Below are 24,026 nucleotides of genomic sequence, written 5' to 3' on the forward strand. Positions count from 1 at the left end.
ATTGAATAGTTGGGTAAATAAGTAAATAATAGCGCCCCGTTTACACGGGGCTTTTTTCTATCGGAGGCACAATGCTTTACCGTCTAGCCAGAACTGGCTTTTTCCAACTTGATGCCGAAAAGGCACATGATCTTGCAATTCAAAATTTCAAGCGCTTCACAGGCACACCTATTGATCTTTTGTATCGCCAACAATTACCTCACCGACCTGTAGAGTGCATGGGTCTTACTTTTAAAAACCCAGTTGGCCTTGCTGCTGGCCTAGATAAAAACGGCGAATGTATTGATGCATTTGGCGCAATGGGTTTTGGTTTCGTAGAAGTAGGAACAGTGACTCCACGTCCGCAAGCGGGTAACGACAAACCTCGTTTATTCCGTCTTGTTGAAGCTGAAGGTATCATCAACCGCATGGGTTTTAACAACCTAGGCGTCGACAACCTTGTTGAGAATGTTAAGAAGTCGAACTACGATGGCATCTTAGGCATTAACATTGGTAAGAATAAAGACACACCAATTGAAAAGGGCGCTGAAGATTACTTGATCTGTATGGAGAAGGTATATCAATACGCTGGTTACATTGCTGTGAACATCTCTTCACCAAACACTCCAGGACTTCGTTCTCTACAATACGGCGAAGCTCTAGACGATCTATTGTCTGAACTTAAAACGAAACAATCTGAACTGGAAGAGAAGCATGGTAAATATGTTCCTCTTGCTCTTAAGATTGCTCCGGATCTAAGCGACGACGAAATTCGCCAAATTTGTGAATCATTGATCAAAAATAAGATCGATGGTGTGATCGCAACAAACACAACATTGGATCGTTCAATCGTTGAAGGTATGAAACATTGTGATGAAGCGGGTGGCCTAAGTGGACGTCCTGTTCAATCTCGTAGTACTGAAGTAGTTCGTAAACTTCACGAAGAGCTGGGTGACAAACTGCCGATCATTGGAGTAGGTGGTGTTGACTCGTATGTTGCTGCAAAAGAGAAAATGATGGCAGGCGCTAAGCTTGTACAAGTTTACTCTGGTTTCATTTACAAAGGTCCAGGCCTTGTAGGTGACATCGTTAAAAATCTTTAAACGGCAAGACGCTTTTATTTCTGAAAAGCGACAATCTGGCATCGTCTTAATAAAAGAGACACTGTAACTCACTGAGTTGTAGAGAAAAGCGACAAGAAAGAGGAATTCATTTCCTCTTTTTTTTTGCCTATTGCTCAGTAAAATTACTGTAATTGAAGGTAATTTTGCGTTTTACCTAATGGAATGGTTCAACAGTGTGAGACGAAATGATGCTTAAACCTAGCGATACATGGAGTTGGTATTACGATGAGCAGCAATGTTCATTAATGCTAAACCTCGGAGAGGATATGATTTTCAAAACGAATCTGGTCCGCAATAAGCTGGTGGACTGCGCGTTTCGAGATAATGAATTCACCGTTGATGACGCATCTTCATACCAAACCTTCAAAGAACAAATTTCTGGCTTAGAACTGTCTGAGCCTCGTCAAGCTGAATTAGCACTCTATTGTGTGGCAGCAAAGCGTTTCCATAAGCCTGTACAGCCTAAGAGTTGGTTCTTCGACTCACAAGGTACTGGCCATGAAAATCCTCAAGAAGGGGATATTGTACAAATGAATAACGAGCATAGCTTAGGGTATTTCATTGTATTAGAAGTGGGAGAGTGTGCGAGCCTATGTGCATTTGTTGACCTAGAAGAGTTCCTGTTAACGCCTTCAAAAGGACTGCGATTTGGAGACTCAATCAAGGTGATGCACGATAGAATGGTAGACGCGAACGCTATCCTTCATCAGACACACATAGCGATGGTAGGTTAACCTCTAATCTAGCACATCATTTCAACCACGCATCGCAGCACACAAACGTATAAACCTTCCTCAGAATCGGCTCATTAGCCGATTTTTTTGTGCCTAAAAAACCTCATCCTGATAAATACATCACGGCTTAACCATTTAAATAGTGAACTTACGACTATTTTTTCACCTTAATTTCTGCCCGTTTTCATCGCCAGAAGAGTAAATCTACCGTCTTTATTCCCTGTTTTTGGTCTTTTGTAGTTAAATTTCATCCATAAATCTCATTTGGTATATACCAGTTTTGAGGTGAATATAAATTCACATTGCTACTTTGGTCAATAAGTGGTCAGAAATGAAGTTGGTTTGATAGGTCTTATGTTCTAAGGGGATGTGGGTAAGCGATCGCTTCAAGACTGTGCATTTGCTAGCCAGTTAGTCGAAAGATTCAATGAAAAGACGTGTTTAGTGTGATGCTCTAGTTACAAATTCAGGTATAATCGAACTCATTTTTATCAATAAAAGAACACTATGAATCAATATCTAGCGGTTACCTCAAACGGCCTTGAGAATTTATTAGTTGAAGAACTAACCCAACTAGGGATTACAAACGCAAAACCTGTTCAAGCAGGTGTTAAATTCAAAGCGACCAATGAGCAAATTTATCGTTGTTGTTTGTGGAGCCGTTTGGCTTCTCGATTTGTACGTGTCCTTTCTGAATTCACTTGTATGGACGACATGGATTTGTACCTATCAACCACTGCGGTTAACTGGGTAAATCAATTCCATAGCTCTAAGCGTTTTGTTGTTGACTTCAATGGTACGAACAACGAAATCCGTAATAGCCAATACGGTGCGATGAAAGTAAAAGATGCCGTTGTTGATTGCTTTGAGAAGAAGTCTTTACCTCGTCCTTCTATTAGCAAAGAGAACCCAGACATTCGTATCCACGTTCGTTTACACCGTGATAAAGCGATTCTTGGTGTTGATATGGTAGGTAGCGGTCTTCACCAACGTGGTTACCGTCCTGAATCAGGTCGAGCACCACTACGTGAAACTCTTGCTGCCGCGATTCTTCTTCGTAGTGGTTGGGACGCAACTAAGCCTTTCCTAGATCCAATGTGTGGTTCAGGTACGTTAGTGATTGAAGCGGCGATGATGGCTGCAAACATGGCTCCAGGTGTTAAACGTCAGAAGTGGTGTTTTGAATCACTAGAAGATTTCGAACCAGAGCTATGGGCTGAAGTGAAAGCTGAAGCGAACGTTCAAGGTCGTCGTGGTGTTAAGAAAGTGGAATGTAAGTTCTATGGCTACGACAATGATGAACGTATGATCAAAACTGCGCGTGACAATGCTCGTCGTGCCGGTGTTGAAGAGTTGATTGAATTCGAAGTAGGCGATGCTGCAAAGCTTAAGCGTCCTACAGAGTTTACTGATGGTGTGATTGTTTCTAACCCGCCTTACGGTGAACGTCTTGGTACCGAGCCGGGTCTTATTGCACTTTACACAGCATTCGGTGCACAGCTCAAAGCTGAATTTGGTGGCTGTAACGCATCTATCTTCTCTAGCTCAGACGAGCTACTAAGCTGCTTACGCATGCGTGCAGACAAACAGTTCAAATTGAATAACGGTGCGTTACCGTGTCACCAAAAGAACTACTCAATTTCAGATCGTCCGATGTCAGAACGTCCAACGGGCGAGCAAGAACAGTTAATTGCTCCTGACTTCGCAAACCGTCTTAAAAAGAACATCGGTAAAATTGGCAAGTGGGCTAAGAAAGAGCAATTAGATTGTTACCGTATCTACGATGCGGACTTACCAGAATACAATGTAGCGATTGATGTATACCCAGGTCATCTTGTGATTCAAGAATACGCAGCGCCTAAAGATGTACCGGAAGAGAAGGCTAAACGTCGCTTAACCGATATCATCCGTGCTTCTATTCAAGTAACAGGCGTAGAAGCAAACAACGTTGTGCTTAAAGTTCGTCAGAAACAGAAAGGCCGTTCTCAATACCAGAAATTGGCTCAAGACTCATCGAACTTAGAAGTGAACGAGTATGGCGTTAAGCTGATTGTTAATCTTCATGATTACCTAGATACCGGGTTGTTCCTAGATCATAAGATCACTCGTCGTCGTATCGGTGAGATGGCCGCAGGTAAGGATTTCCTAAACTTGTTTGCTTATACAGGAAGTGCATCTGTTCATGCTGCTGTGGGTGGTGCTCGTTCTACAACTACTGTTGATATGTCTAATACCTACCTAGAGTGGGCGAAAGAGAACATGGAGCTTAACGGTCGTGTTGGTCGTCAACATCAGTTTGTTCAAGCTGACTGTCTACAATGGCTAGCTAAAGAGCAGGGTTCTTATGATCTGATCTTTATCGATCCACCTACGTTCTCTAACTCAAAGCGTATGGATCAATCTTTCGATGTTCAACGTGATCACATTCAGCTGATGGAAAACCTTAAACGTCTTCTTCGTGAAGAAGGCACGATTGTGTTCTCTAACAACAAGCGTCACTTCAAAATGGACTTGGAAGCTCTAGATGAGTTAGGTCTTAAGGCTCAGAATATCTCAGCGAAGACACTTCCATTGGACTTCTCTCGCAATAAGCACATTCATAACTGCTGGTTGATTACACATAAGTAGTTAAGAGATCGTATAAGGATATATAGTGCTGACTCTCTACAGTACAGAAGGGTGCCATCTATGTGAGATGGCATTCCAACTCACGGAACAGTTAAACATTAGCCATCACGTCAACGTTGTTGACATTGCATTTGATGATGAGCTCTTTTCCCGTTACGGGGTCACTATTCCGGTGCTCAAATTTGAAAGCTCTGACCTTTCTCAAAGCTCAGAGCTTAACTGGCCATTTGGCTTGTTAGAACTTAATGATTGGTTAAAGAAGAATGGCATTACTTACAATTCATAATGGGCAATTAGCGTTTGGCGATCACCCGTTATTAGATCGTGCGGACTTCGCACTGCAAGAAAACGAACGTGTGTGTTTAGTAGGGCGCAATGGCGCTGGTAAGTCTACGTTGATGAAAATCCTGTCTGGGAACATCATCATGGACGACGGCAAGATGCAAATCACACAAGATGTGGTTGTGTCGCGCCTTGAGCAAGATCCACCGCGCAATGAGCAAGGTACCGTTTATGATTACGTTGCTGGTGGCCTAGCTGAAATCGGTGAACAGCTGAAGATCTATCATGATCTTCTGGATCTCATCGGTACTGACCCTAGTGAAAAGAACCTAAATCGTCTTACTCGTGTTCAAGAGCAATTGGATCATGCGAATGCATGGCGCTTTGAAGATCGCGTAAGCAACGTATTGGCGGCGCTTAAGCTAACTGCAGAAACCAAACTGACGGATTTGTCTGGTGGTTGGCAACGTAAAGCAGCACTTGCTCGTGCGCTTGTATGTGACCCTGACGTGCTTCTACTTGACGAACCGACTAACCACTTAGATGTTGCGACCATTGAATGGTTAGAGGGCTTCCTGAAAGACTTCCGCGGTTCAATCATCTTTATCTCGCATGACCGTGCGTTCATTAAATCGATGGCAACACGTATTGTCGATCTTGATCGCGGTAAATTGAGCTCTTTCCCGGGCGATTACGAAAATTACCTTGTTGAGAAAGAAGAGGCGCTTCGTGTTGAAGAAATGCAAAACGCTGAATTCGATAAGAAGCTTGCTCAAGAGGAAGTTTGGATTCGTCAGGGTATTAAAGCTCGTCGTACTCGTAACGAAGGCCGTGTACGTGCGCTTAAGAAGCTACGTGAAGAACGTTTGAACCGTCGTGAAGTGCAGGGCAAAGCGATTATCCAAATCGACGATGGCCAGCGTTCAGGCAAGATTGTATTTGAAGCTGAGAATCTTAACTTTGGCTTTGAAGGCAAAGAAATTGTTAAGGACTTCAGCTTCAACATCATGCGTGGCGATCGTATCGCTCTGATTGGTCCTAACGGTTGTGGTAAGAGTACGGTACTTAAGCTGCTTCTTGACCAGCTTAAGCCTGATTCAGGTCGTTTGCATTGTGGTACTAAGCTTGAAGTCGCTTACTTTGACCAATACCGCGAAATTCTAGACCCTGAGAAGTCTGTAATTGATAACCTCGCGGATGGTAAGCAAGAAGTGACCGTAGGTGGCCGTGAGCGTCATGCTCTAAGCTACTTACAAGATTTCTTATTCTCTCCAAAACGTGCTCGCACTCCTGTTAAAGCACTATCTGGTGGTGAGAAAAACCGTCTGTTATTGGCGCGTATTTTCCTTAAGTCGAACAACTTGTTGATTCTCGATGAGCCAACCAACGATCTAGATATCGAAACTTTGGAACTTTTAGAAGATTTGCTTGCCAACTATCAGGGTACGCTGCTTTTAGTGAGTCACGATCGTCAGTTTGTTGATAACACAGTGATGACAAGTTGGATCTTTGAGGGTAATGGCGTTATTGAAGAATTTGTTGGTGGTTACCACGATGCTCAGCAGCAAAGAAAGCAAGCATTAGAGTACCGACAGGTTGAAAAGCCATCAAAGCCTGAGAAAGTAGTTGAGGAAACTCCCAAAACTGCGCCAGTTAAGGCTAAACCTAAGAAGTTATCGTATAAGCTACAACGAGAACTAGAAGCGCTACCAATGCGTTTGGAAGAATTGGAAACTCAAATTGAAACTCTTCAGGAAGAAGTCAACGATCCAAGCTTCTTTTCAAAATCTGTAGAGCAGACACAACCAGTATTAGATAAGCTATCTGCAGCAGAGCAGGAGCTTGAAGTTGCTTTTGAGCGCTGGGAAGAGCTCGAGGCACTACAACAGGAAAGTTAAGAAGTAATAATGACTTGTACTAAATTCAAATTAACAACTGTTGCAGCCCTAGTTTTGGCTGCAACTAATGCCAACGCTGCGCTTTACAAGGTAGTTGAAGTAACGCCTTCAATTACTGGTGCGTCAGAGATATTTGGTGTCGCGATTCAGCCTGGTGTTGCAAAGGATGCTGGTGGTGTAGTACTTGCGAAAGGGTGTTTTGCGTCAAATGCGGAAAATTGTGGTGACAGCTCATTTAAACTCGCCGGCGAAACACGCGATACTGTTGAAGCTGTTAGCTATCGTGAAGAAGTACCATTCGCGATGGACGCTCCGTTTCAATATATTCAAGAGTTTGATGATTTTGAAAACTACTGCTATCGAGAGCTAAGATATTCTACTTGTGAGAGTTGGGCTCAAAATCGTTGGAATGATACGTGGAGCAAGGAAAGAAATGACCTTACGTACGTTAATGCGAGAGCATTCGTTGAAGGTGGGGAGACATTTGAAAACCGTAATACGGTAATCAATTCTTTAGATGACGATGCTAAACCTGTTGGGGTTAAATCTGAAGGTGGTATCCGTAATAATGCGTTGTTTACGACGACAGCTGCGCCTACTGGCACTTCAGAAACTCGAGCATGGAAAGCGATAACTGCAAGCAACGGTACTGTTTATAATGTAGGTAGCGTATCTGAGGAGTTTGAGCCGACAGATACTTCTAAACCAGATAAGGCGTTTGCTTCTAAAGCTGCCATTTGGGACGCCTCTTACACTAAGAAACTTGATTGGGGAAATAGTGTTTCTGCTAGAGAAGATCAGTATTTTTCACAGGGCAGCATGAGAGGGATAACAGAAGTAAACAATCATTTCTATGGCGTTGGTTATAATACAGTTAACGGAAATGGTGATTTGCGTGATATGAATGCGAACATTTTTGTTAGTAGCCAGATTGATTTTACGAACGATGTCGATTTATCGACCGTAACCTGGGATAACAAGTTTATCAGCGGTGCAGAGGTTAAGTCTGGTTCATCTAACGATGATGCGAGATACAGTAACTCCGTTGCTACTGACATCAACGATAACTTGTTTGCTGTGGGTTATTCTAAGCGTAATGGTTATGTACCAGAGAGCGGTAGTGCAGGTAACAAGATTTTCGTTGTTACGGATGCATCTGCAGTGACTCCGACGGCAACATACCTGTCTGGTGGTATCTTCTTTGGTGGCTCAAGTGGTGAAGCTAAAGCCGTTAACAACTTCAATGAGTTTGTCGGTCAAATAGATGCAGAAACCACTCGTGAGGTTGATGGTAGTGAGCGTAGACATAGAGGCTTTATCTACCCATACAATGTCGACTCCTCGAAAGATGAGCGTCGTGTAGACATCTTTAATGGCCAAGCTTGGTGGTTAGATGATCTAACAAATGACGGCAACGCGTCTAGTCACAATAACCAATTTAGAATCATTGATGCGACGGATATCAATGATGCTGGCGTGATTTCAGCAACGGCTATCAAATGTACAGTCGACGGTAATGATAAGCCTTATGACACAACATCACACAACTCATACTGTGGTGGTGCCTCATCTAACGCAGTCGAAAAGGTTGTAGCTGTTAAGCTTATCCCAATCAAGGGAGCAAGGTATGACACTGGCTCTGACATTGATAGCGTAGTAACTCGTAGCACCGACACCGAGAAAGTTGAGCGCCAAGGTGGTAGCCTAGGTTGGTTAACTTTGACTGTGCTTGGTCTATTAGGGTTCCGCAGAAAATTTAAATAATTTTATCTCCTGAGCCCGAGTTCACAATTCTGAACTCGGGCTTTTTTTCGCCTTGAGAAAAGTGAAAATTTGACCGATTCTTAAAGTTGGAGTCACAAAAACTCCGTAAAGTTGTAATCATTGTATGTTAGTAAATGGAACACCCGTATGAGGACTGCACTATGAAGAGACAAAAGCGTGATCGACTAGAACGAGCACAATCTCAAGGCTACAAGGCTGGTTTAAATGGACGGTCGCAAGAAGCTTGCCCATATAGCCAAATGGATTCTCGGTCTTATTGGTTAGGTGGATGGCGTGACGCCAAAGATGACAAGCAATCAGGTCTCTATAAGTAGATAGGGCGTAAAGAATTCAAGGTCAGGGCTCCATTGTCTGTTGATTACAACGGCTGGAGCCTTGTTAGTTTCAGAACAACACAAAGACTCCCAGAGCTATGTAGCATTCTAGTTTCGCTATCATAAGCGTATCGCTGGTGGATTTATCCTGTTTCAAGCTTAATACGGGATACCTTAATGCACTATAACTAAATTTATTGGAACAAAAATAAAACAGCCATGGGCTGCTTTACTAAAAATCTAACTATTAGATTAGAATGCTGACGTATCTTGGAAAAGGCCAACTTTCAAATCTTTAGCAACGTAGATCTCTTTACCATCAACAAGTACGCGACCATCCGCAAGGCCCATAACTAGACGACGGTTAACAACACGCTTCATGTGGATCTCGTAAGTTACTTTTTTCGCTGTAGGCAGAATTTGACCAGTGAATTTCACTTCGCCAACCCCTAGAGCACGACCTTTACCTTCGCCGCCAACCCAACCAAGGTAGAAACCAACCAGCTGCCACATTGCGTCAAGGCCTAGACAACCAGGCATTACAGGGTCACCTGGGAAGTGACAATCGAAGAACCATAGGTCAGGAGTAATATCCAGCTCAGCAAGAACTAAACCTTTACCGTAATCACCTTCAGTTTCAGACATCTTAGTGATGCGATCCATCATTAGCATGTTCGGTGCTGGTAGTTGAGGGCCTTGTGGCCATAGTTCGCCTTGGCTTGATGCTAGAAGCTCTTCGCGAGTGTAAGAATCACGTTTGTTTTGCATTATCAATTACTCCGATTTTTGATAGGTGCATATTAGTGAACAGGTGTACGCTAAACAAGTCCGATCAGTACTAGACAAACCAGTTTTTAATGCGTCCAACGATTCCAATAGGGTGCTCATGTCTTTCAAAGTTTTCAATACGTTCCGCGATTTTACTCAGAACGCTTTCTTGTTCATCGTCTCTAAATGGCTTGTTCATAATGAGAGGAATTGCTTCGTCTACATTAGACACAGACCAAATATGGAATTCTTCATTCTTAATGCTTTCAATAAGGTCAGGCTTTAGTGCAAGATGCCTTAAGTTCGATCTTGGAAGGATCACACCTTGTTCGCCTGTTAAGCCGTTGTGCTTACACACATGGTAGAAGCCTTCGATTTTCTCGTTTAGCCCGCCAACAGCTTGCACACGTCCAAATTGGTCAACTGCACCTGTAACCGCAATTTGTTGATTGATAGGGTATTCAGACAAAGCACTAACCAGAGAACACAACTCCGCAAGAGAAGCACTATCGCCATCTACTTCGCAGTAAGACTGCTCAAATACTACGGAAGCTGCGTATGGTAATGGATCTTCAAGGTTTAGTGCGCTGCTCACAAATGCTTGCATGATCATCATGCCTTTAGCATGAAGATTACCACCCAGCTCGGCTTTGCGCTCAACATCGGCAATATCACCATCACCAAAGTGAATAACACAGGAAATTCGTGCAGGTTCACCATACGATATTGGGTGTCCCGGTACATCGATGACCGTCAATCCATTAACTTGACCAACTTGTTCACCTTCAGTTTCGATAATGACTTGGCCATCACGAATATCATCAAGGGCGCGTTCTGGTAGATAAGATTCACGGTTGTATTTGTGCTGTTGAGCTTGCTGGATATGGTGAATATCAATCTCACCATTGTCGGCTTCAATCAAAGCTTCGTTCAATAACGCGTTGTGCCAAATAGGGCACAGTGGGATATAGCTTTGATCTTCGGTTTCTCTTGCTCCGGCAGTAAGAATGCCAGTCAACGCTTGTTGCGTGATGTTTGGTAATTCATAGCGTTGTTGAAGCCACTTAAGGTAACCAAGATATTGAGTCAGGGTGTCTTCTGAGAGCTTAATGTCCTGTTCAATTTCGCTGAATAGGCAAAAACCGGTTTGAATATCGCTGTCTAGGTAATCAAGGTCACCTAGTTGAGCTCTGTCTCCAACTACAATTAACTTAATATTGTAAGTAAGAGGTAAGGTTGGCGACTGATTCAAGTGTTCAGGGTTACTGCTGATAGGCTCTACAGCTTCACCAAGCAGCGCAGATTTAAGCAGTAACCAGCTTCCTGGGTTTGCCAAGATCAGGTTTGCTGAAACGATCAGATAACCGTTGTTTGCTCTAGCCAGTAGGCCAGGTTTTGTCGCAATAACCTTACCGTCTTTCGATTGAACTTGGTCAAATAGAGAGGCAGCATTTAAAGACTCAGTTTTGATAACCGGCAGAGTGTGATCATCTAAAGCAGTGACTAGAGATTCAACAATCATTTGACGATAGATTGAATTGTCCGGAGCATTTACCAGTAAAACGCGCGAAAGGTTAGACAAGCGAACAAAGCGGGTTAGCGCATCTTTGAATCTATGTTGAATATCTGAAAACGGGAAAGGCGAGATGTCAGGGAATTGCTCTAATTGAGCGCTATATTCGTCGTACTGAGGCGTAACATGTCGCCAATCTACTTGAGTCATTTAAGTTTCTGATTATGATAATGAGGTAGGGAGTATATAGAAAAACCGATCTCGCTTGTAGCTCTATGTGGTAGTTACTAATCACTAAGCTAATATAAGTATGATCTTGGTCTATTCTTTCAAGACAATAATTGTGAAATAACCCATTCTGGGTTACGCTGTCACTAGGATTAACTCTCGAGATTAGACATGAAATATCAGCAACTTGAAAACTTGGAATGTGGTTGGAAATGGAACTATCTGGTCAAAAAGTGGAAAGAAGGTGAATCGATTACTTGCCATATTGATTCAAGTGAAGCTGACGTTGCTGTTCAAGCCTTATTGAAGCTGGAACACCAGCCTACGGGTGTTCTTGAGTGGATCTCTAACAACATGTCTCCTGAGCTCGATAACAAGCTTAAACAAGCGATCAGAGCTAAGCGAAAACGCCACTTCAATGCTGAACAAGTTCATACAAAGAAGAAATCAATCGACCTTGATTACCGTGTATGGGAAAAGCTATCTCAACGTGCGAACGAGCTAGGTTGTACGCTCTCAGATGCCATCGAGTATTTGGTTAGCGAAGCGTCTCGTAGTGAGCAGGCCAGCAAGACGGTGACTAGCCTCAAAGAAGACTTAAGCAAGCTCCTTTCTGACGATAAATAACCATCAACAGTAGTGGTGACATTATGATGTACGTAATCTTAATCGGTGCGGTATTAGTTTTTTGGTTAGTAGCAGTCGATCGACCGGTATTGAAAATTAAATTTAGCGACGGGGCGATCGAACAAGTTAAAGGGCATCTTCCACCGAGCTTTAAGCACAACCTTCAAGAGATTGGTCATAACAATACCTTTAAAGGCGAGCTAAAAGTGTATGCAAAACGTTCTGGTTACAATCTCAAGTTCACTAAAGATGTTCCTAAAAACGTACAGCAACGTATTCGTAACGTGTTCCCGCATAATGGTTTTAAGTCTAAAGGCTCAAAGAAAGCGTAATCGTTGAGAGTTACGCGTTAGCTGGTCAATCCTCATACTAAGTTAATCCTTCATTTCTCTTAAATCTCCGCATACTGTTCTCACCCTCAACAAAGAGAGAGCAGTATGAGATATCTAGTATTACTATTATGTTTTTTATCCCCAGTCGCTTTTCCCGACGATGCATTGGTTAATCCTGTAGCTAAAAAGATAAAAGTCACCGTCATGAAAGGGCTCAACAAGAGTAATGTTGATTTCGAGGGTTATTGCGATCTGATGATTGAGATGAAGCACTCTAAAGGTTATGCAAGAATCAAAAAGGTGAGAACGTCTGGAGATAGTAAAGTTTGCAAGCAGGCGAAAAAACACCTACCGACGAAGAAAAGGTTCAAATACAGCTTTCCAGAAAAGTATATCCGGCTACATATCACACACTAGCCACTCTCAATGCACTATAACTAAATATCCTTAATTTTATTGAAACAATTTCGTGAACCAATCTCTAATTTCTATTAATATTAGTTTTGTTATAAAGGCAGGATATGCCGATACAAGAGCATTTACGGCAAAGGAAAGTCACGGTTGTTGTTAGCAAATAAAAGTTATACCCCTGAAGTAGTTGAGATCTCAAGGAAGGTCTCAATCAATGTTGAAGCTCGCTTTAATCGATGGTTAATCTCACCTGAATATAAGCTCGCACAATCTACAGTAGACACGTTACTAAGTTTGGAAAATAGGTATTGTGATAGTGTCATATTTGATGAATCTGACCGCATATCTCACAATCAACGTATTTTATTGCGCTGCGAGCAGGATAGAGTCAATGCTCATCGTGAAAAAGTCGACGCGAAGCAACAAACCTTACGATACGTTATCGATGATGTCAGCAATGCCGCTTCTGCGCTAATGCTTGAGAAGCTTCAAGGTACCTTAATAAGTTCGTTGTTTTCAGACTTACCCGATTACAATCAGTTCGCTAGTGTTGCGTATTCGCCATCTTTAAACTTTTCCAAACTCCATGAAATATCCGCGAAAAGTAGGCCATTGAGCTCAAGTTTAATCGAGTTTGTTTCCAATCAAGAGTTTGCAGATAAATATGGAAAGAAATCTAAGGTAATTCTCGATCCAAAAGTTGCAGCACGACAAATAGGAATAGAAAATTGTCGTTTATTGTTCCCATTGTTAATGAGTCAACAGCTGATTAAGTGGAATGATGGCAACATTAAACACATCACACCTAAGGTTTGGCAACACTTGGTCGTGACGTCAAATGCGACTCGAATTCGACTTCAAGAAACGTCGGTTAAAGATCCTAACGTAGGCATTTTACTTGGTGTGTTGAGAGTTCTGCCTTTGTTTTTAATTTGTAACCACTTTTCTTCAACGTTTGAAGACGCATTGGTAAAAACGATGCTTGGTTATCGTGAAGCAAGTGACAAGCATGACGAATATTATGCTTGTACTGAGGTGATGCCAAACACACAGTTTCTTGAATCAATGGTCGAGCAGCTAGAGCTTAAGCTACTAAAAAACCTCGTTGAATTTATAGATTGGAGCCCTGGAAATCAGTTCATCAAGAGGGCACTTCTAGAGGAAGTGAATGACATTCCAGTACTTGAGCGAACGGTTTATGGTGCAGCTTTGGCTCAAGGTAGAAAATATTCTGTTTTCGAGGCGTTAGATAATAGTGAACTATTTAACGTTAAGCACCGACCTTATTGGTTTTCAACTGTTCAAATGTCTATCGCGACGATTGAGCAGATGCAAGATAAAGGATTGGGAAAGCTTACGGTGAACATGTAATAAAAAGAGAGAGTCTCATTAATGTCGCTCTCTTTTTTGTTGCGCTGTAACTTTATGTGAATGTCTTGTTTTGGCGCTAAACAGTAGGATTACACTCTACTTAACTGACCACTTCGAAGGTAAACGACTCTTGCTTTGCTATTGCGTGTTTAACAGGGATACCAAGGCGCTGGCAAGTCATCAGAACTTTCAATTTCCTGTCGGCAGGAGCGTGCTCTGACAGAATCACCGAGCTTAGGCACTCTCTATTAAGGTAGAGTTTATTTCCGATCATCTCGTCATCAGGTAATACCCAGCGGTATTCCTTTTCATAACGCCAATTAGAATGCTTAATTTTGAATATCTCAGCTCCCAGTCTTGATGTTTGTAAACCTCTTAGCGATGCCGGGCGGAACATATTCGGTTCGTCTTCATACTGGACTTCAAAACAGTTGAGATTGGCCTCGCCGTTATAGCAGTTGAGATCATACTCGATACACATGCCTTTAAAGTTGTCACCATACTGCGACCATAGTATTGGGTGGTCGTTCGACTGAGAGAAACACATGATCTTAAAGTTTTGTTGAAGCTCTTTGTTGAATGCGTGGTTAGATTCAAAAGGGTTATTAAAAGTTTTAGCGTAATCAAACCACAACGAACACTCGGAAATAGATTGTATGTTTCTGTCGTGGAGCGATCTGAACTTATAAAGTTTAGGCAACATATCAAACACCTAGTTTACAAAATTGCCTGATGTTAACACTTTAATTTACTTTTAAGGATTGAATGCATAGCATTTGATTGCTTAATCACCAAATTTATTCGTATAACTGTTTGATAGATAAAAATTTAAACACGAAATAGTAGCCTGTTAAAGTGGTTTATTTTGCGTTAGGGCAAAGCTTTCAAGTTGTAACTTTTTACAGAAGATACAACGTAACTTTATTTATGGTTGAATTGTCTTGTCAAAGTAGAGGTCGAGTAGGGAAATAGGTGATCAAAATTAAAGCCGAGCTTTAAAAGGACGGCTTTAGTAGTATTGAGCCTACGAGTGAATCAAGTTTAGAAGTGGTACCTTGCACCTAGGTAAGCGGTTTGAGGTGACACATCGATGGATTCAATTTCAACGTTTGCATAGCGGTAACCAATATGGATATCGATGTTGTCTGTTACCATCGCACCAAGCTCAGCACCAACTTGGTAGGCTGCTTCAGACTTAGAGTCTGATACTCCAAAAGCTTTCGCTTCCATATCCATAGAGCCAACACCGGCTAATAAAGATACATACAGATCTAATACGTCACCTTCAACAATAAACTTTGGTTTAATGTTTACGAAGAAAGCATGGCCTTCAATATCCATTAAGTCGTTATAGCTAACTTTTCCGATTTTTCGGTACTCGGCTTCTAGCCCCAGTTTGACGACATCATGTGTATTGAATTCGTAGCCTCCAACCAAGTTATAGCTAAAGTCTGATAGATCAGATGAATCTTCAATGGCGCTGCCACGATATTCTAATTCAGTTTCATTATAAAAGCCGATATCAACACCAGCATAAAAATGACCATGCTCTCTAGGTGAGTTTTCGTTTTCACTAGCAAGCGCCTGCGAGCTGATGCCAAAAAAAGCGGTGAATAGCGCTAGGGCGATTGTACTGATTTTCATGTAAAGCCTTCTAAGATAATAAGTTATTCTGTTCCAGAATATGTTAACAAACAAAAGATACTCTAACTAATTGAGAACTAGCCTAAAGATCTGATTTTAAAGACTTGTTGGTAATAGAAGTGTCATTATCGCAGTTATGAGACAAGTTAATATAGTCCAGACAGAGGTTAATAGAATTTATGTTGCACTGTAACTTACGATTAGCCAAGTCGTTTATAGAAGTTCGTTTTGGATGGCAACGCAGTTTGGTAACAATGACCGTTGGGCATCAGAAAATTCAAAGTTAGTGGTTTGAAAAACGAGTACGGATGTTACTGATGACGTTGATAGTTGATTCAATTTGGTGAAGAACAAGCCAACATAGGTAAACAAGACTAGATGATTCGGGAGTTCGCTTGGTCTTTTGGGACCGTTAAATCTAGCGAACAAGAGTAACCAAGTCTTTTCAGTTTATTGGTAGTACGGACAATAGACCGAGAGTTAGTGGAAGCGTTAATCATCTAGGTTCTTTTGGTAAGCAAAATCAGGTTAATAGCTTTTAACACTCAACCAGCAGAGACTCTGGACTAACTTTGGAGAGGCATCCGTAATTAGAAGTCTTAATTAAGTTTGAGCAGACATGTGATAAAGCCATCACGATTTAATCCAATTAACGCGGAGTCAAAGCCAGCCAGTAATTAAATAGATAGATTCATGCGGCGCTGTACGTAAAATTACGCGAGTAACAGGCCCTGAAACCTCTCAGATTTCAATCTCATTTTTGGTGCGTATTATGTATATTATGTTAAATGGTGTTTGGTATTTATAAGGCAGGTATCTTTGTGCGATGCCCTGCCTCTTGTTTATCTACCAAATCGATGTTCTATTTAACAGTAAGGCTATTTACCATAAAATACCTAATAAACATATTTCCTAATCTTCGATTAAGAATACGTTTATTAGACTTCAAGCATTAATCGATCAATTGCTTCTGTGATCTCTTTAGTTCTTACTGGCTTGGTCACGAAATCATTCATGCCGACATCTAAGCACGAACATTTGTCTTCTACTGATGTGTGTGCTGTTAGCGCAACGATTGGTGTTTTGATGTTTGCGTCTCTCATGTATTTGGTTGTGGTTAATCCATCCATGACCGGCATCGACACATCCATTAAGATAATGTCTATTGATTCGTTGCCTCTTTCAATAAAGCCAATCGCTTCCTCACCGTTGCTTGCGATGAAAACTTCATGGCCTTGTCGCGTTAGGATTAATTTGATCACCATTTGATTGGTTGGATTGTCTTCGACAACTAACACTGAATAACGGCTTCTCAACTTTCGTGAAGATTCATCTTCGTTGTTAGCCAGATTATTCGTAACTCTAGTAAGCACTGGTAGCTGTACTTCAAATTTGGAACCTTTTCCAGGCTCACTCTCTACCGATATGCGCCCGCGCATTAGCTCAACCAGTCTTTTAGTGATAGCCAAGCCTAAACCGGTGCCACCAAATCTGCGTGTGATTGTGCTATCAGCTTGCACAAATGGACTGAACAGCGACGAAAGTTGTTGCGAGCTAATGCCAATCCCTGTGTCTTCCACCGTTATATAGAAAGAGCTCTGCTGGTACTTGATAGAAACATGAACATGCCCATGCTCAGTAAACTTAATCGCGTTACCAATCAAGTTAAATAGGATCTGTGCCAAGCGGCTCGGGTCGATGTAATGCAGTTCACCCTCAGGAATATCGCTGGTTATTGTTAGCGGCAAACCTTTATCGTCTGCTGTCTTCTTTTGTTCAGATAATACAAAAGTTACAGTGTCTCTTACGTTGCTCCATTGAGGAGCCAACGAGAAACACCCAGATTCAATCTTAGAAAAATCCAATACGTCACTGATAATTGCCAGCAATAGCTCAGATGATGTGCTCATATTAAGCAGTATAGACTGTTGTTCTTCGTTCAATGATGTGGATTTTAGGGTGTCTATTAGGCCAATTATGGCATTTAGCGGTGTTCTTAATTCATGACTCATCATCGCGAGGAATTCAGACTTGGCCTTGTTGGCTCTTTCTGCGTCTTTTCTTGCTGTGACAAGCTCTGCGGTACGTTCTCGAACGGTTGCTTCAAGCTTTTCTTTGTTCTCAATATCGAAAACAGCACGCTCTATCAACGGTCGAAAACGGTTTAGTGTGGCCTTAGTTTCAATACTAAAGTGCTTGGTATTCGAGTGGATAAAGATGATGACGGATTGTGTTAGTCCGCTATCGATACCAGTAATTAGAACAGAGTTGATTTGATCGAGGATAATGGGATGTAAGGAATTGAATTCACCCAGAGACTTGGGTTCAAAAAGGATGGCGCATTCTCCATTGATCACTCGAGATAACTTGCCACAATCACTCCAATTCATCTGTTCGAAGACTTTGTTATTGCTTAGCAGGGTTTTGAAACTGCCTTCGTTCCCTACCCTTGATACCACGATAAAGTCATCAAACTTAATGTATTTTTTGAGCACGAACTCGAGACTGGAGAATATCTCAGATATGTTACTTGCCTTACTGATCGCAGAGATGGTTGATAAGATCACCCTGTTCTCTTCAGCCAGCTTTCGCTCACGGGCTTTTAGTTTTTGCAGTTCAATACGTGCTTCTTGCAGCGCTTCTTGACCTTCAGAACCCATTACTTTTTCAACCTATAAAACGTTGCAGACGATACCATTAAATTCCCGTGTGCATTCTCGCCACCAGAGAGCCTGCCTTGTTCACCAAACGTAAATGGACATATGTATGGGAGCCCATTAAGTGCTTGATTTATTTGGTCACAAACCTCATCCATATCTTGTTTAAGGTTCAACATTGGGCCTGCACAAAAGATATTGATCGCCCCTAGTTTCTCTTCAAGATCCATGTCGTTGTAGTATGAGGAGTGAATGATATTCGCGGCGCGGCTAATCAACTGCTGCTTAGACCCTTGCATCAGGTAGATGGTGTCGCCTTCACTGATGTCTGTGAACAGCTCAACCCCATTACACTCCGTCTCTCTGATCGAATGAGACAATTTGAAATATGGGTAATCGTAAGAAGAGCCGACTTTCCTGCCTAATGGGTAGACTGACGACTTTTCGAATATGTAGCCATCATCACTGCCATCTAAGTGGAAATTAGTCCATTCGTTGTAAACGGTGACGGCTGGCCTGTGGTCTATCTCCAACAAAATTCGGTTTCTTACTTTGGTCACGGTGCCTGAATACCGCGTAGGCGTATGACCCGCGCTGAAAGAGGAATAGATGGACTGAGACGCAAACACTACCGTTAAAGACACACCATTTATAGACAGCGACTCTTCGGTGAAGATACTCCAATTTCCGGAAACCTGGTTGTCTGCAGCACTGCCACCAATAATTGGCACTTCAGTACCAAATTTCTTATCGATAGCCGCCATCACCTTTTCTTCGTTACCCGGTGTGGAATGCAGCAAGATAAGATCAGGAATTTCACCTTCTCGGTTGGCGTTCTTGAGTGCTTTGTCTATCGCGCTGAAGGTACTGCGGTCTATGGAGTCGCTGAAATGTTCGATTCCCGTACCATAGGCGTTGATCCCCGAGTCATGAATAATGAGGACGCCAATGACTGGACCAGAATGAAAACCAGTTTCGGTCATAATGCCGTGACAAGTAGTACAGCCATGTATGGGAGTGTTCGGGAGAGCATCTACGAAATATCTCTGCACAGCGAGTGTCGAATACTCTTCTGTGCAGTAGCAAATAAGACAAGCAATATCGTCAGGGTTTTCCACCCCGCTGAGCAACTCATCTACTGCGATTTTATCGTCTAGGGAGTAAGAGACTTTTGATAGAAATTTCATAGATTCTGGGTAACTTTATTAATGCTCTCTTTATAACACTTTAATGCATTGTGTTTCACTGATTTGGTACATGTTTCTATCAAAAGAACCGAGGTGTGCCCCAGTTTCTCTCTGTTACTCCTTAGAAAGGTTTACAGAAAACGTGCTCACCTGTTGTGGAAATGTAACCGTTATTGAGGAGGTCTTATCACTAGTTTGTAACAGCCAATTTGATGGTCCTTTTTCTTCCAGAATTCCGCTTTCATTATAGCTAATGATAAATTTGCCAGTTTTAGATGTTTCGATCGAATACCCTAGGTTATTGCTTGAAACTGAAACATTATGATTATCAATACCAAATTTACAAGGTTTTGAAACTATACAGTTTACTGTTTCGTTATTATCGTATGTTACTGTTCTCCAAGTAAATGCAGCTATTAAAATAACCAACATGACGATAATTTGAACAAGCCTGCCTTTTGTTAGCTTTTGTGCCGCCATTATAATCTTTACTCCTTGTTACAAAGTTCAAAGTTTTTAAATAAAAATCCAATTCCAGACCAAGCGTAAGGTTACTACTCTGTCATTGATTTGTTAATTCAAGTATAGTGTCGCGTTGAAAATGCCACTTTTTTTTAAAATCAGCAAGTGGAAATAAAGCCCTGAATAGGCTGAATTTCCTTTTCTAATTTGGGTGGCATTACGACGTGAGTCGTGTTGGAAGTAAAGTGTAGTAAATAAGAAATTGGAAGCATGCAAATGAGCCAAGAAAAGCAGCTTGAACAAAACTACAACTATACGGTCGTCCGTCAATTTACCCTAGTTACAATTTTGTGGGGTATTGTCGGTATGGGCGTTGGTGTTTTGATTGCCGCTCAATTAGTTTGGCCACAGCTAAACTTTGATACGCCGTGGTTGACGTACAGTCGTTTACGTCCCCTGCATACTAATGCGGTTATTTTTGCGTTCGGTACAAGTGCGCTGTTTGCAACATCATATTATGTTGTACAACGTACCTGTCAGACGCGTCTCTTTGGTGGCCCTCTCGTAGCCTTTACCTTTTGGGGTTGGCAAGCGATTATCCTGTCCGCTGCAATTACTTTACCGTTAGGTTTAACCTCTGGTAAAGAATACGCAGAACTTGAATGGCCAATCGATATTGCTATTACTCTTGTGTGGGTAGCTTATGCGGTCGTGTTCTTCGGAACCATGATTAAACGTAAGACATCGCACATTTACGTAGCAAACTGGTTCTTCGGAGCCTTCATTATCACGGTTGCCGTGTTGCACATCGTTAACAGCCTAGCTGTTCCTGTCTCTGCGTTTAAATCGTACTCGATTTATTCCGGAGCGATCGATGCAATGGTGCAATGGTGGTACGGACACAATGCGGTAGGCTTCCTATTGACAGCTGGTTTCCTAGGCATGATGTACTACTTCGTTCCTAAACAAGCTGGTCGCCCTGTTTACTCTTACCGTTTGTCGATTGTTCACTTCTGGGCTCTCGTGTCTCTGTATATCTGGGCTGGTCCTCACCACCTACACTACACTGCACTTCCTGACTGGACTCAATCTCTAGGTATGGTTATGTCTTTGGTTCTGTTTGCTCCATCTTGGGGTGGCATGATCAACGGTATTATGACTCTATCTGGTGCGTGGCATAAGCTTCGCTACGACCCAATCCTACGTTTCCTAATCGTTTCTCTATCATTCTACGGCATGTCGACTTTCGAAGGCCCAATGATGGCAATCAAAACGGTTAACGCACTATCTCACTACACGGACTGGACTATCGGTCACGTTCACTCTGGTGCGTTAGGTTGGGTTGCAATGGTTTCTATCGGTTCGGTTTACCACTTAGTTCCTAAACTATTTGGTCAAGAGCGTATGTACTCTGTATCCCTAATCAATGTTCACTTCTGGTTAGCAACGATTGGTACGGTTTTCTACATTGTAGCAATGTGGATCTCTGGCGTGATGCAAGGTCTGATGTGGCGTGCAGTTAACTCTGACGGTACATTAACTTACAGCTTCGTTGAATCTGTAGAAGCGTCTTACCCGTTCTACTTTGTACGTTTCTTAGGTGGTTTCATCTTCCTATCTGGTATGTTCTTAATGGCATACAACACGTACAAAACTGTTTCTGCACCTAAAGATAGCCTTAAAGCTATCCCTCAACCGGCTTAAGGAGATTTAGAATGAGCTCAAATTCAAATAATCGCCATGAGTTGGTAGAGAAGAATGTTGGCCTACTAGCGATTCTTATCGTTATTGCTATCAGTTTTGGTGCTTTAGTAGAAATTACCCCACTTATTTTCCAAAAGCAGACTACTGAACCTGTAGAAAATCTACGTGTTTACTCTGCTCTGGAAATGGAAGGTCGTGATATCTACATTCGCGAAGGTTGTAACGTATGTCACAGCCAAATGATTCGTCCTTTCCGCTCTGAAACTGAACGTTACGGTCACTACTCTGTAGCTGGCGAAAGCGTTTGGGAACACCCATTCCTATGGGGTTCTAAGCGTACTGGTCCTGATTTAGCGCGTGTTGGTGATCGTTACTCTGATGAGTGGCACCGCGTTCACCTTATCGACCCTCGCGAACTTGTTCCTGAATCAAACATGCCTGGTTTCCCATGGCTTGCTGAGAATGTACTTGATGGCAAATTGACTAAACAGAAGCTTGAAATCTTCCGTAATCAATTTGGTGTTCCTTACACAGACGAACAAATTGCTAACGCTAAACAAGATGTTGAAGGAAAAACAGAGATGGATGCAATCATCGCTTACCTTCAATCACTTGGCCACGCAATGAAATAAGGAATAATTATGGACATTATTACATTTCAAAGTGTTTGGACTGTTACTGTTTTTGCTTGTTTCATCGGCATCGTTTGGTGGGCTTTCGGTAAAAATCGTAAGTCGCGCTTCGACGAAGATGCAAACCTAGTGTTCGCTGATGAAGCACCTGCGAAAGATAAAAATCAAGGAGTGACGAAGTAATGAGTACATTCTGGAGTATTTGGGTAACAGTAATCACAATCGGTACATTGATTGGCTGTGCAGCCTTACTTCGTTGGTGTTCCAACGATAAAACAGGTGTAGAAGAAGGTCAGGATATGGGCCATGAATACGATGGTATTCGTGAGCTTAATAACCCGCTACCTAAATGGTGGACATACCTTTTCGTTAGCACAATTGTGTTTGCAGCTGTTTATCTAGCTCTATACCCAGGCCTTGGCAACTTTAAAGGTCTACTAGGTTGGACGAGTTCAAACCAAACAGTTCGTAGCGTAGAAGAGTCTCGCTCTGCAATCGCTGCTGCGCAAGCAAACAAACAGTTAGACGCATACGCGAAAGAACTTGATGATGCTGACACCTACTTTGGTGAAGCTTTCAGAAAGCTAGCTCACGACGAAAACGGTCTACGTTCTGTCCCTGACATTGCATCAGATGCCGATGCAATCAAAGTGGGCCAACGTTTGTTCCTACAAAACTGTTCTCAGTGTCACGGCTCTGATGCACGTGGTCAGAAAGGTTTCCCGAACCTAACTGATGACGCATGGCTATATGGTGGTGAACCACAAGCTATCGTTACTACCATCATGCATGGTCGTGTCGGTCAAATGCCAGGTTGGAAAGACGCTCTTGGCGAAGAAGGCGTAAAAGAAGTAGTTAGCTACACGCTTAGCCTTTCTGGTCGTAGCGTAAACGCACGTGAAGCAGAGGCTGGTAAAGCGCGCTTTGTAGTGTGTGCAGCCTGTCACGGTACTGATGGTAAGGGTAACCCTGCTGTTGGCGCACCTGACTTGACTGACCGCGACTGGCTATTTGGCGATTCTCGCGCTGATGTGACGGAAACAGTCATGTACGGACGTTCTGGTGTAATGCCGGCTTGGAAGGACATCCTTGGTGAGGATAAGGTTCAGCTCGTCTCTGCCTACGTCTGGAGCCTCAGCAACTCAGATAAAGAGTAACATAATAATAACAGCCCCTTCTTAAGGGGCTGTCTTTCTTTTACAGTTATAACCTTAAGTGTTTGTAAAAATTAGTTTTATTTCATTGTATATATTGAGAATAATAATATGGAACAACCTTGGTATAAGCAGTTTTGGCCGTGGTTTTTGATCTTCCTAACCGTTGGCGTTTCTATGCTAACATTGGTTCGAGTCGCGATACTTACCAACCATTCAGTTAACGTTGTCACTGAAGATTACTATAAAAAAGGTAAAGGTATTAATGTCGACATTTCGAAAGTAAATGTTGCTAAAGAGCTTGGCTTATCAGCTTCAGTTAGCGAGAAAGGTAACTCAGTTATCATTACTCTCGACAAAGGCAAGCTAGACCACTTCCCTGCTATTAGCGCAATGTTCGTACACCGAACGCTGCCTGACCGTGATTTTACTCAGCTACTGACCGCTGATGCGAGAGGCAACTACACGTTGACTCTGGACCATGAAATGCAAGGTCCATGGTTTATCGAGCTTTCTCCGCATGATTCTGAATGGTTAGTGCAAGGTCGCATGAACTTCCCTATTGATACTCCTACTCAACTAACGAACTAAA

General features: G+C 42.3%; 23 protein-coding genes. 16 read left to right on the top strand and 7 right to left on the bottom strand.

The features are described from left to right. Positions 1 to 71: 71 nt before the first annotated feature. The 7 genes from pyrD to rmf all read left to right on the top strand — a co-directional run bounded on the left by pyrD (position 72) and on the right by rmf (position 8,744). Complete coding sequence (pyrD, locus tag AB4154_RS02875) at positions 72 to 1,082, top strand: quinone-dependent dihydroorotate dehydrogenase (protein ID WP_017063847.1); 1,011 nt, start codon at positions 72 to 74, stop codon at positions 1,080 to 1,082. Between the two features lie 206 nt (positions 1,083 to 1,288). Continuing rightward, positions 1,289 to 1,837 (top strand): cell division protein ZapC, encoded by a 549-nt coding sequence (locus AB4154_RS02880; RefSeq protein ID WP_372122135.1) that lies wholly within the window; start codon positions 1,289 to 1,291, stop codon positions 1,835 to 1,837. A gap of 507 nt (positions 1,838 to 2,344) precedes the next feature. Further along, the gene (gene rlmKL, locus AB4154_RS02885) at positions 2,345 to 4,465 is read left to right on the top strand and encodes a bifunctional 23S rRNA (guanine(2069)-N(7))-methyltransferase RlmK/23S rRNA (guanine(2445)-N(2))-methyltransferase RlmL (RefSeq protein ID WP_372122137.1); all 2,121 of its coding nucleotides are present in this window, start codon (positions 2,345 to 2,347) and stop codon (positions 4,463 to 4,465) included. A 25-nt stretch (positions 4,466 to 4,490) separates the two neighbouring features. Next, positions 4,491 to 4,751, top strand: coding sequence for a glutaredoxin family protein (locus AB4154_RS02890; protein WP_019823251.1), 261 nt, complete (start codon positions 4,491 to 4,493; stop codon positions 4,749 to 4,751). Beyond that, positions 4,729 to 6,645, top strand: a complete 1,917-nt coding sequence (locus AB4154_RS02895) for an ABC transporter ATP-binding protein (protein WP_017063849.1) — start codon at positions 4,729 to 4,731, stop codon at positions 6,643 to 6,645. Before AB4154_RS02890 ends, AB4154_RS02895 begins: the two co-directional genes overlap by 23 nt. A gap of 9 nt (positions 6,646 to 6,654) precedes the next feature. Further along, positions 6,655 to 8,409: a DUF3466 family protein gene (locus AB4154_RS02900; RefSeq protein ID WP_372122139.1), complete on the top strand. Its 1,755-nt coding sequence runs from the start codon at positions 6,655 to 6,657 to the stop codon at positions 8,407 to 8,409. A gap of 161 nt (positions 8,410 to 8,570) precedes the next feature. Further along, positions 8,571 to 8,744 carry a ribosome modulation factor gene (rmf, locus tag AB4154_RS02905; RefSeq protein ID WP_017059676.1) on the top strand — a complete coding sequence of 58 codons (174 nt, stop codon included), beginning with the start codon at positions 8,571 to 8,573 and terminating at the stop codon, positions 8,742 to 8,744. Between the two features lie 252 nt (positions 8,745 to 8,996). Here the strand turns inward: rmf and fabA are convergent, their stop codons facing one another. Beyond that, positions 8,997 to 9,512 carry a bifunctional 3-hydroxydecanoyl-ACP dehydratase/trans-2-decenoyl-ACP isomerase gene (gene fabA, locus AB4154_RS02910; protein WP_017059675.1) on the bottom strand — a complete coding sequence of 172 codons (516 nt, stop codon included), beginning with the start codon at positions 9,510 to 9,512 and terminating at the stop codon, positions 8,997 to 8,999. Between the two features lie 70 nt (positions 9,513 to 9,582). After that, positions 9,583 to 11,235 carry a Lon protease family protein gene (locus tag AB4154_RS02915; protein WP_017066880.1) on the bottom strand — a complete coding sequence of 551 codons (1,653 nt, stop codon included), beginning with the start codon at positions 11,233 to 11,235 and terminating at the stop codon, positions 9,583 to 9,585. 189 nt (positions 11,236 to 11,424) lie between these two features. Here AB4154_RS02915 and matP point away from each other — a divergent pair, with 189 nt between their 5' ends. The 4 genes from matP to AB4154_RS02935 all read left to right on the top strand — a co-directional run bounded on the left by matP (position 11,425) and on the right by AB4154_RS02935 (position 13,994). Beyond that, positions 11,425 to 11,880, top strand: a complete 456-nt coding sequence (matP, locus tag AB4154_RS02920) for a macrodomain Ter protein MatP (RefSeq protein WP_010440786.1) — start codon at positions 11,425 to 11,427, stop codon at positions 11,878 to 11,880. A gap of 23 nt (positions 11,881 to 11,903) precedes the next feature. Beyond that, complete coding sequence (locus AB4154_RS02925) at positions 11,904 to 12,212, top strand: DUF3634 family protein (protein WP_017059672.1); 309 nt, start codon at positions 11,904 to 11,906, stop codon at positions 12,210 to 12,212. 105 nt (positions 12,213 to 12,317) lie between these two features. Further along, entirely contained in the window at positions 12,318 to 12,629 is a 312-nt protein-coding gene (locus AB4154_RS02930) for a hypothetical protein (protein ID WP_017059671.1), read from the top strand. Positions 12,630 to 12,773: 144 nt separating this feature from the next. Then, entirely contained in the window at positions 12,774 to 13,994 is a 1,221-nt protein-coding gene (locus AB4154_RS02935) for a hypothetical protein (RefSeq protein WP_017066879.1), read from the top strand. Between the two features lie 100 nt (positions 13,995 to 14,094). Here AB4154_RS02935 and AB4154_RS02940 read toward each other — a convergent pair whose 3' ends face one another. The 5 genes from AB4154_RS02940 to AB4154_RS02960 all read right to left on the bottom strand — a co-directional run bounded on the left by AB4154_RS02940 (position 14,095) and on the right by AB4154_RS02960 (position 19,962). Continuing rightward, on the bottom strand, positions 14,095 to 14,697 hold the full coding sequence (locus AB4154_RS02940; protein WP_017059669.1) for a DUF2971 domain-containing protein: 603 nt from the start codon (positions 14,695 to 14,697) through the stop codon (positions 14,095 to 14,097). A gap of 338 nt (positions 14,698 to 15,035) precedes the next feature. Then, the gene (locus AB4154_RS02945) at positions 15,036 to 15,638 is read right to left on the bottom strand and encodes a porin family protein (RefSeq protein WP_372122141.1); all 603 of its coding nucleotides are present in this window, start codon (positions 15,636 to 15,638) and stop codon (positions 15,036 to 15,038) included. A gap of 938 nt (positions 15,639 to 16,576) precedes the next feature. Continuing rightward, complete coding sequence (locus AB4154_RS02950) at positions 16,577 to 18,298, bottom strand: ATP-binding protein (RefSeq protein WP_372122143.1); 1,722 nt, start codon at positions 18,296 to 18,298, stop codon at positions 16,577 to 16,579. Then, the gene (locus AB4154_RS02955; protein ID WP_372122145.1) at positions 18,298 to 19,482 is read right to left on the bottom strand and encodes an FIST signal transduction protein; all 1,185 of its coding nucleotides are present in this window, start codon (positions 19,480 to 19,482) and stop codon (positions 18,298 to 18,300) included. The genes AB4154_RS02950 and AB4154_RS02955 overlap by 1 nt, the downstream gene beginning before the upstream one ends. 114 nt (positions 19,483 to 19,596) lie before the next feature. Further along, entirely contained in the window at positions 19,597 to 19,962 is a 366-nt protein-coding gene (locus tag AB4154_RS02960) for a hypothetical protein (protein ID WP_017059645.1), read from the bottom strand. Between the two features lie 252 nt (positions 19,963 to 20,214). Here AB4154_RS02960 and ccoN point away from each other — a divergent pair, with 252 nt between their 5' ends. From ccoN to AB4154_RS02985, 5 genes are all read left to right on the top strand, one after another. Next, the gene (gene ccoN / locus AB4154_RS02965; protein ID WP_009846707.1) at positions 20,215 to 21,648 is read left to right on the top strand and encodes a cytochrome-c oxidase, cbb3-type subunit I; all 1,434 of its coding nucleotides are present in this window, start codon (positions 20,215 to 20,217) and stop codon (positions 21,646 to 21,648) included. Between the two features lie 11 nt (positions 21,649 to 21,659). Beyond that, positions 21,660 to 22,280 carry a cytochrome-c oxidase, cbb3-type subunit II gene (ccoO, locus tag AB4154_RS02970; protein WP_017059643.1) on the top strand — a complete coding sequence of 207 codons (621 nt, stop codon included), beginning with the start codon at positions 21,660 to 21,662 and terminating at the stop codon, positions 22,278 to 22,280. Positions 22,281 to 22,289: 9 nt separating this feature from the next. After that, on the top strand, positions 22,290 to 22,463 hold the full coding sequence (locus tag AB4154_RS02975; protein WP_004733679.1) for a CcoQ/FixQ family Cbb3-type cytochrome c oxidase assembly chaperone: 174 nt from the start codon (positions 22,290 to 22,292) through the stop codon (positions 22,461 to 22,463). Next, positions 22,463 to 23,437, top strand: a complete 975-nt coding sequence (gene ccoP, locus AB4154_RS02980) for a cytochrome-c oxidase, cbb3-type subunit III (RefSeq protein WP_017063857.1) — start codon at positions 22,463 to 22,465, stop codon at positions 23,435 to 23,437. Before AB4154_RS02975 ends, ccoP begins: the two co-directional genes overlap by 1 nt. 108 nt (positions 23,438 to 23,545) lie before the next feature. After that, positions 23,546 to 24,025, top strand: a complete 480-nt coding sequence (locus tag AB4154_RS02985) for a FixH family protein (protein ID WP_017059641.1) — start codon at positions 23,546 to 23,548, stop codon at positions 24,023 to 24,025. Position 24,026: the final 1 nt, after the last annotated feature.

Source organism: Vibrio sp. 10N.286.51.B11 (assembly GCF_041469245.1).
Classification (GTDB): Bacteria; Pseudomonadota; Gammaproteobacteria; order Enterobacterales; family Vibrionaceae; genus Vibrio; species Vibrio crassostreae_C.

Coding starts and splice junctions, on each gene's coding strand:
- AB4154_RS02925 (WP_017059672.1), top strand. CDS start 11,904: ATGATGTACGTAATCTTAATCGGTGCGGTATTAGTTTTTTGGTTAGTA.
- rmf (WP_017059676.1), top strand. CDS start 8,571: ATGAAGAGACAAAAGCGTGATCGACTAGAACGAGCACAATCTCAAGGC.
- AB4154_RS02945 (WP_372122141.1), bottom strand. CDS start 15,638: ATGAAAATCAGTACAATCGCCCTAGCGCTATTCACCGCTTTTTTTGGC.
- pyrD (WP_017063847.1), top strand. CDS start 72: ATGCTTTACCGTCTAGCCAGAACTGGCTTTTTCCAACTTGATGCCGAA.
- ccoO (WP_017059643.1), top strand. CDS start 21,660: ATGAGCTCAAATTCAAATAATCGCCATGAGTTGGTAGAGAAGAATGTT.
- AB4154_RS02955 (WP_372122145.1), bottom strand. CDS start 19,482: ATGAAATTTCTATCAAAAGTCTCTTACTCCCTAGACGATAAAATCGCA.
- ccoN (WP_009846707.1), top strand. CDS start 20,215: ATGCAAATGAGCCAAGAAAAGCAGCTTGAACAAAACTACAACTATACG.
- AB4154_RS02960 (WP_017059645.1), bottom strand. CDS start 19,962: ATGGCGGCACAAAAGCTAACAAAAGGCAGGCTTGTTCAAATTATCGTC.
- matP (WP_010440786.1), top strand. CDS start 11,425: ATGAAATATCAGCAACTTGAAAACTTGGAATGTGGTTGGAAATGGAAC.
- ccoP (WP_017063857.1), top strand. CDS start 22,463: ATGAGTACATTCTGGAGTATTTGGGTAACAGTAATCACAATCGGTACA.
- AB4154_RS02915 (WP_017066880.1), bottom strand. CDS start 11,235: ATGACTCAAGTAGATTGGCGACATGTTACGCCTCAGTACGACGAATAT.
- AB4154_RS02975 (WP_004733679.1), top strand. CDS start 22,290: ATGGACATTATTACATTTCAAAGTGTTTGGACTGTTACTGTTTTTGCT.
- AB4154_RS02930 (WP_017059671.1), top strand. CDS start 12,318: ATGAGATATCTAGTATTACTATTATGTTTTTTATCCCCAGTCGCTTTT.
- AB4154_RS02985 (WP_017059641.1), top strand. CDS start 23,546: ATGGAACAACCTTGGTATAAGCAGTTTTGGCCGTGGTTTTTGATCTTC.
- AB4154_RS02900 (WP_372122139.1), top strand. CDS start 6,655: ATGACTTGTACTAAATTCAAATTAACAACTGTTGCAGCCCTAGTTTTG.
- rlmKL (WP_372122137.1), top strand. CDS start 2,345: ATGAATCAATATCTAGCGGTTACCTCAAACGGCCTTGAGAATTTATTA.
- AB4154_RS02940 (WP_017059669.1), bottom strand. CDS start 14,697: ATGTTGCCTAAACTTTATAAGTTCAGATCGCTCCACGACAGAAACATA.
- AB4154_RS02895 (WP_017063849.1), top strand. CDS start 4,729: ATGGCATTACTTACAATTCATAATGGGCAATTAGCGTTTGGCGATCAC.
- AB4154_RS02950 (WP_372122143.1), bottom strand. CDS start 18,298: ATGGGTTCTGAAGGTCAAGAAGCGCTGCAAGAAGCACGTATTGAACTG.
- AB4154_RS02880 (WP_372122135.1), top strand. CDS start 1,289: ATGATGCTTAAACCTAGCGATACATGGAGTTGGTATTACGATGAGCAG.
- fabA (WP_017059675.1), bottom strand. CDS start 9,512: ATGCAAAACAAACGTGATTCTTACACTCGCGAAGAGCTTCTAGCATCA.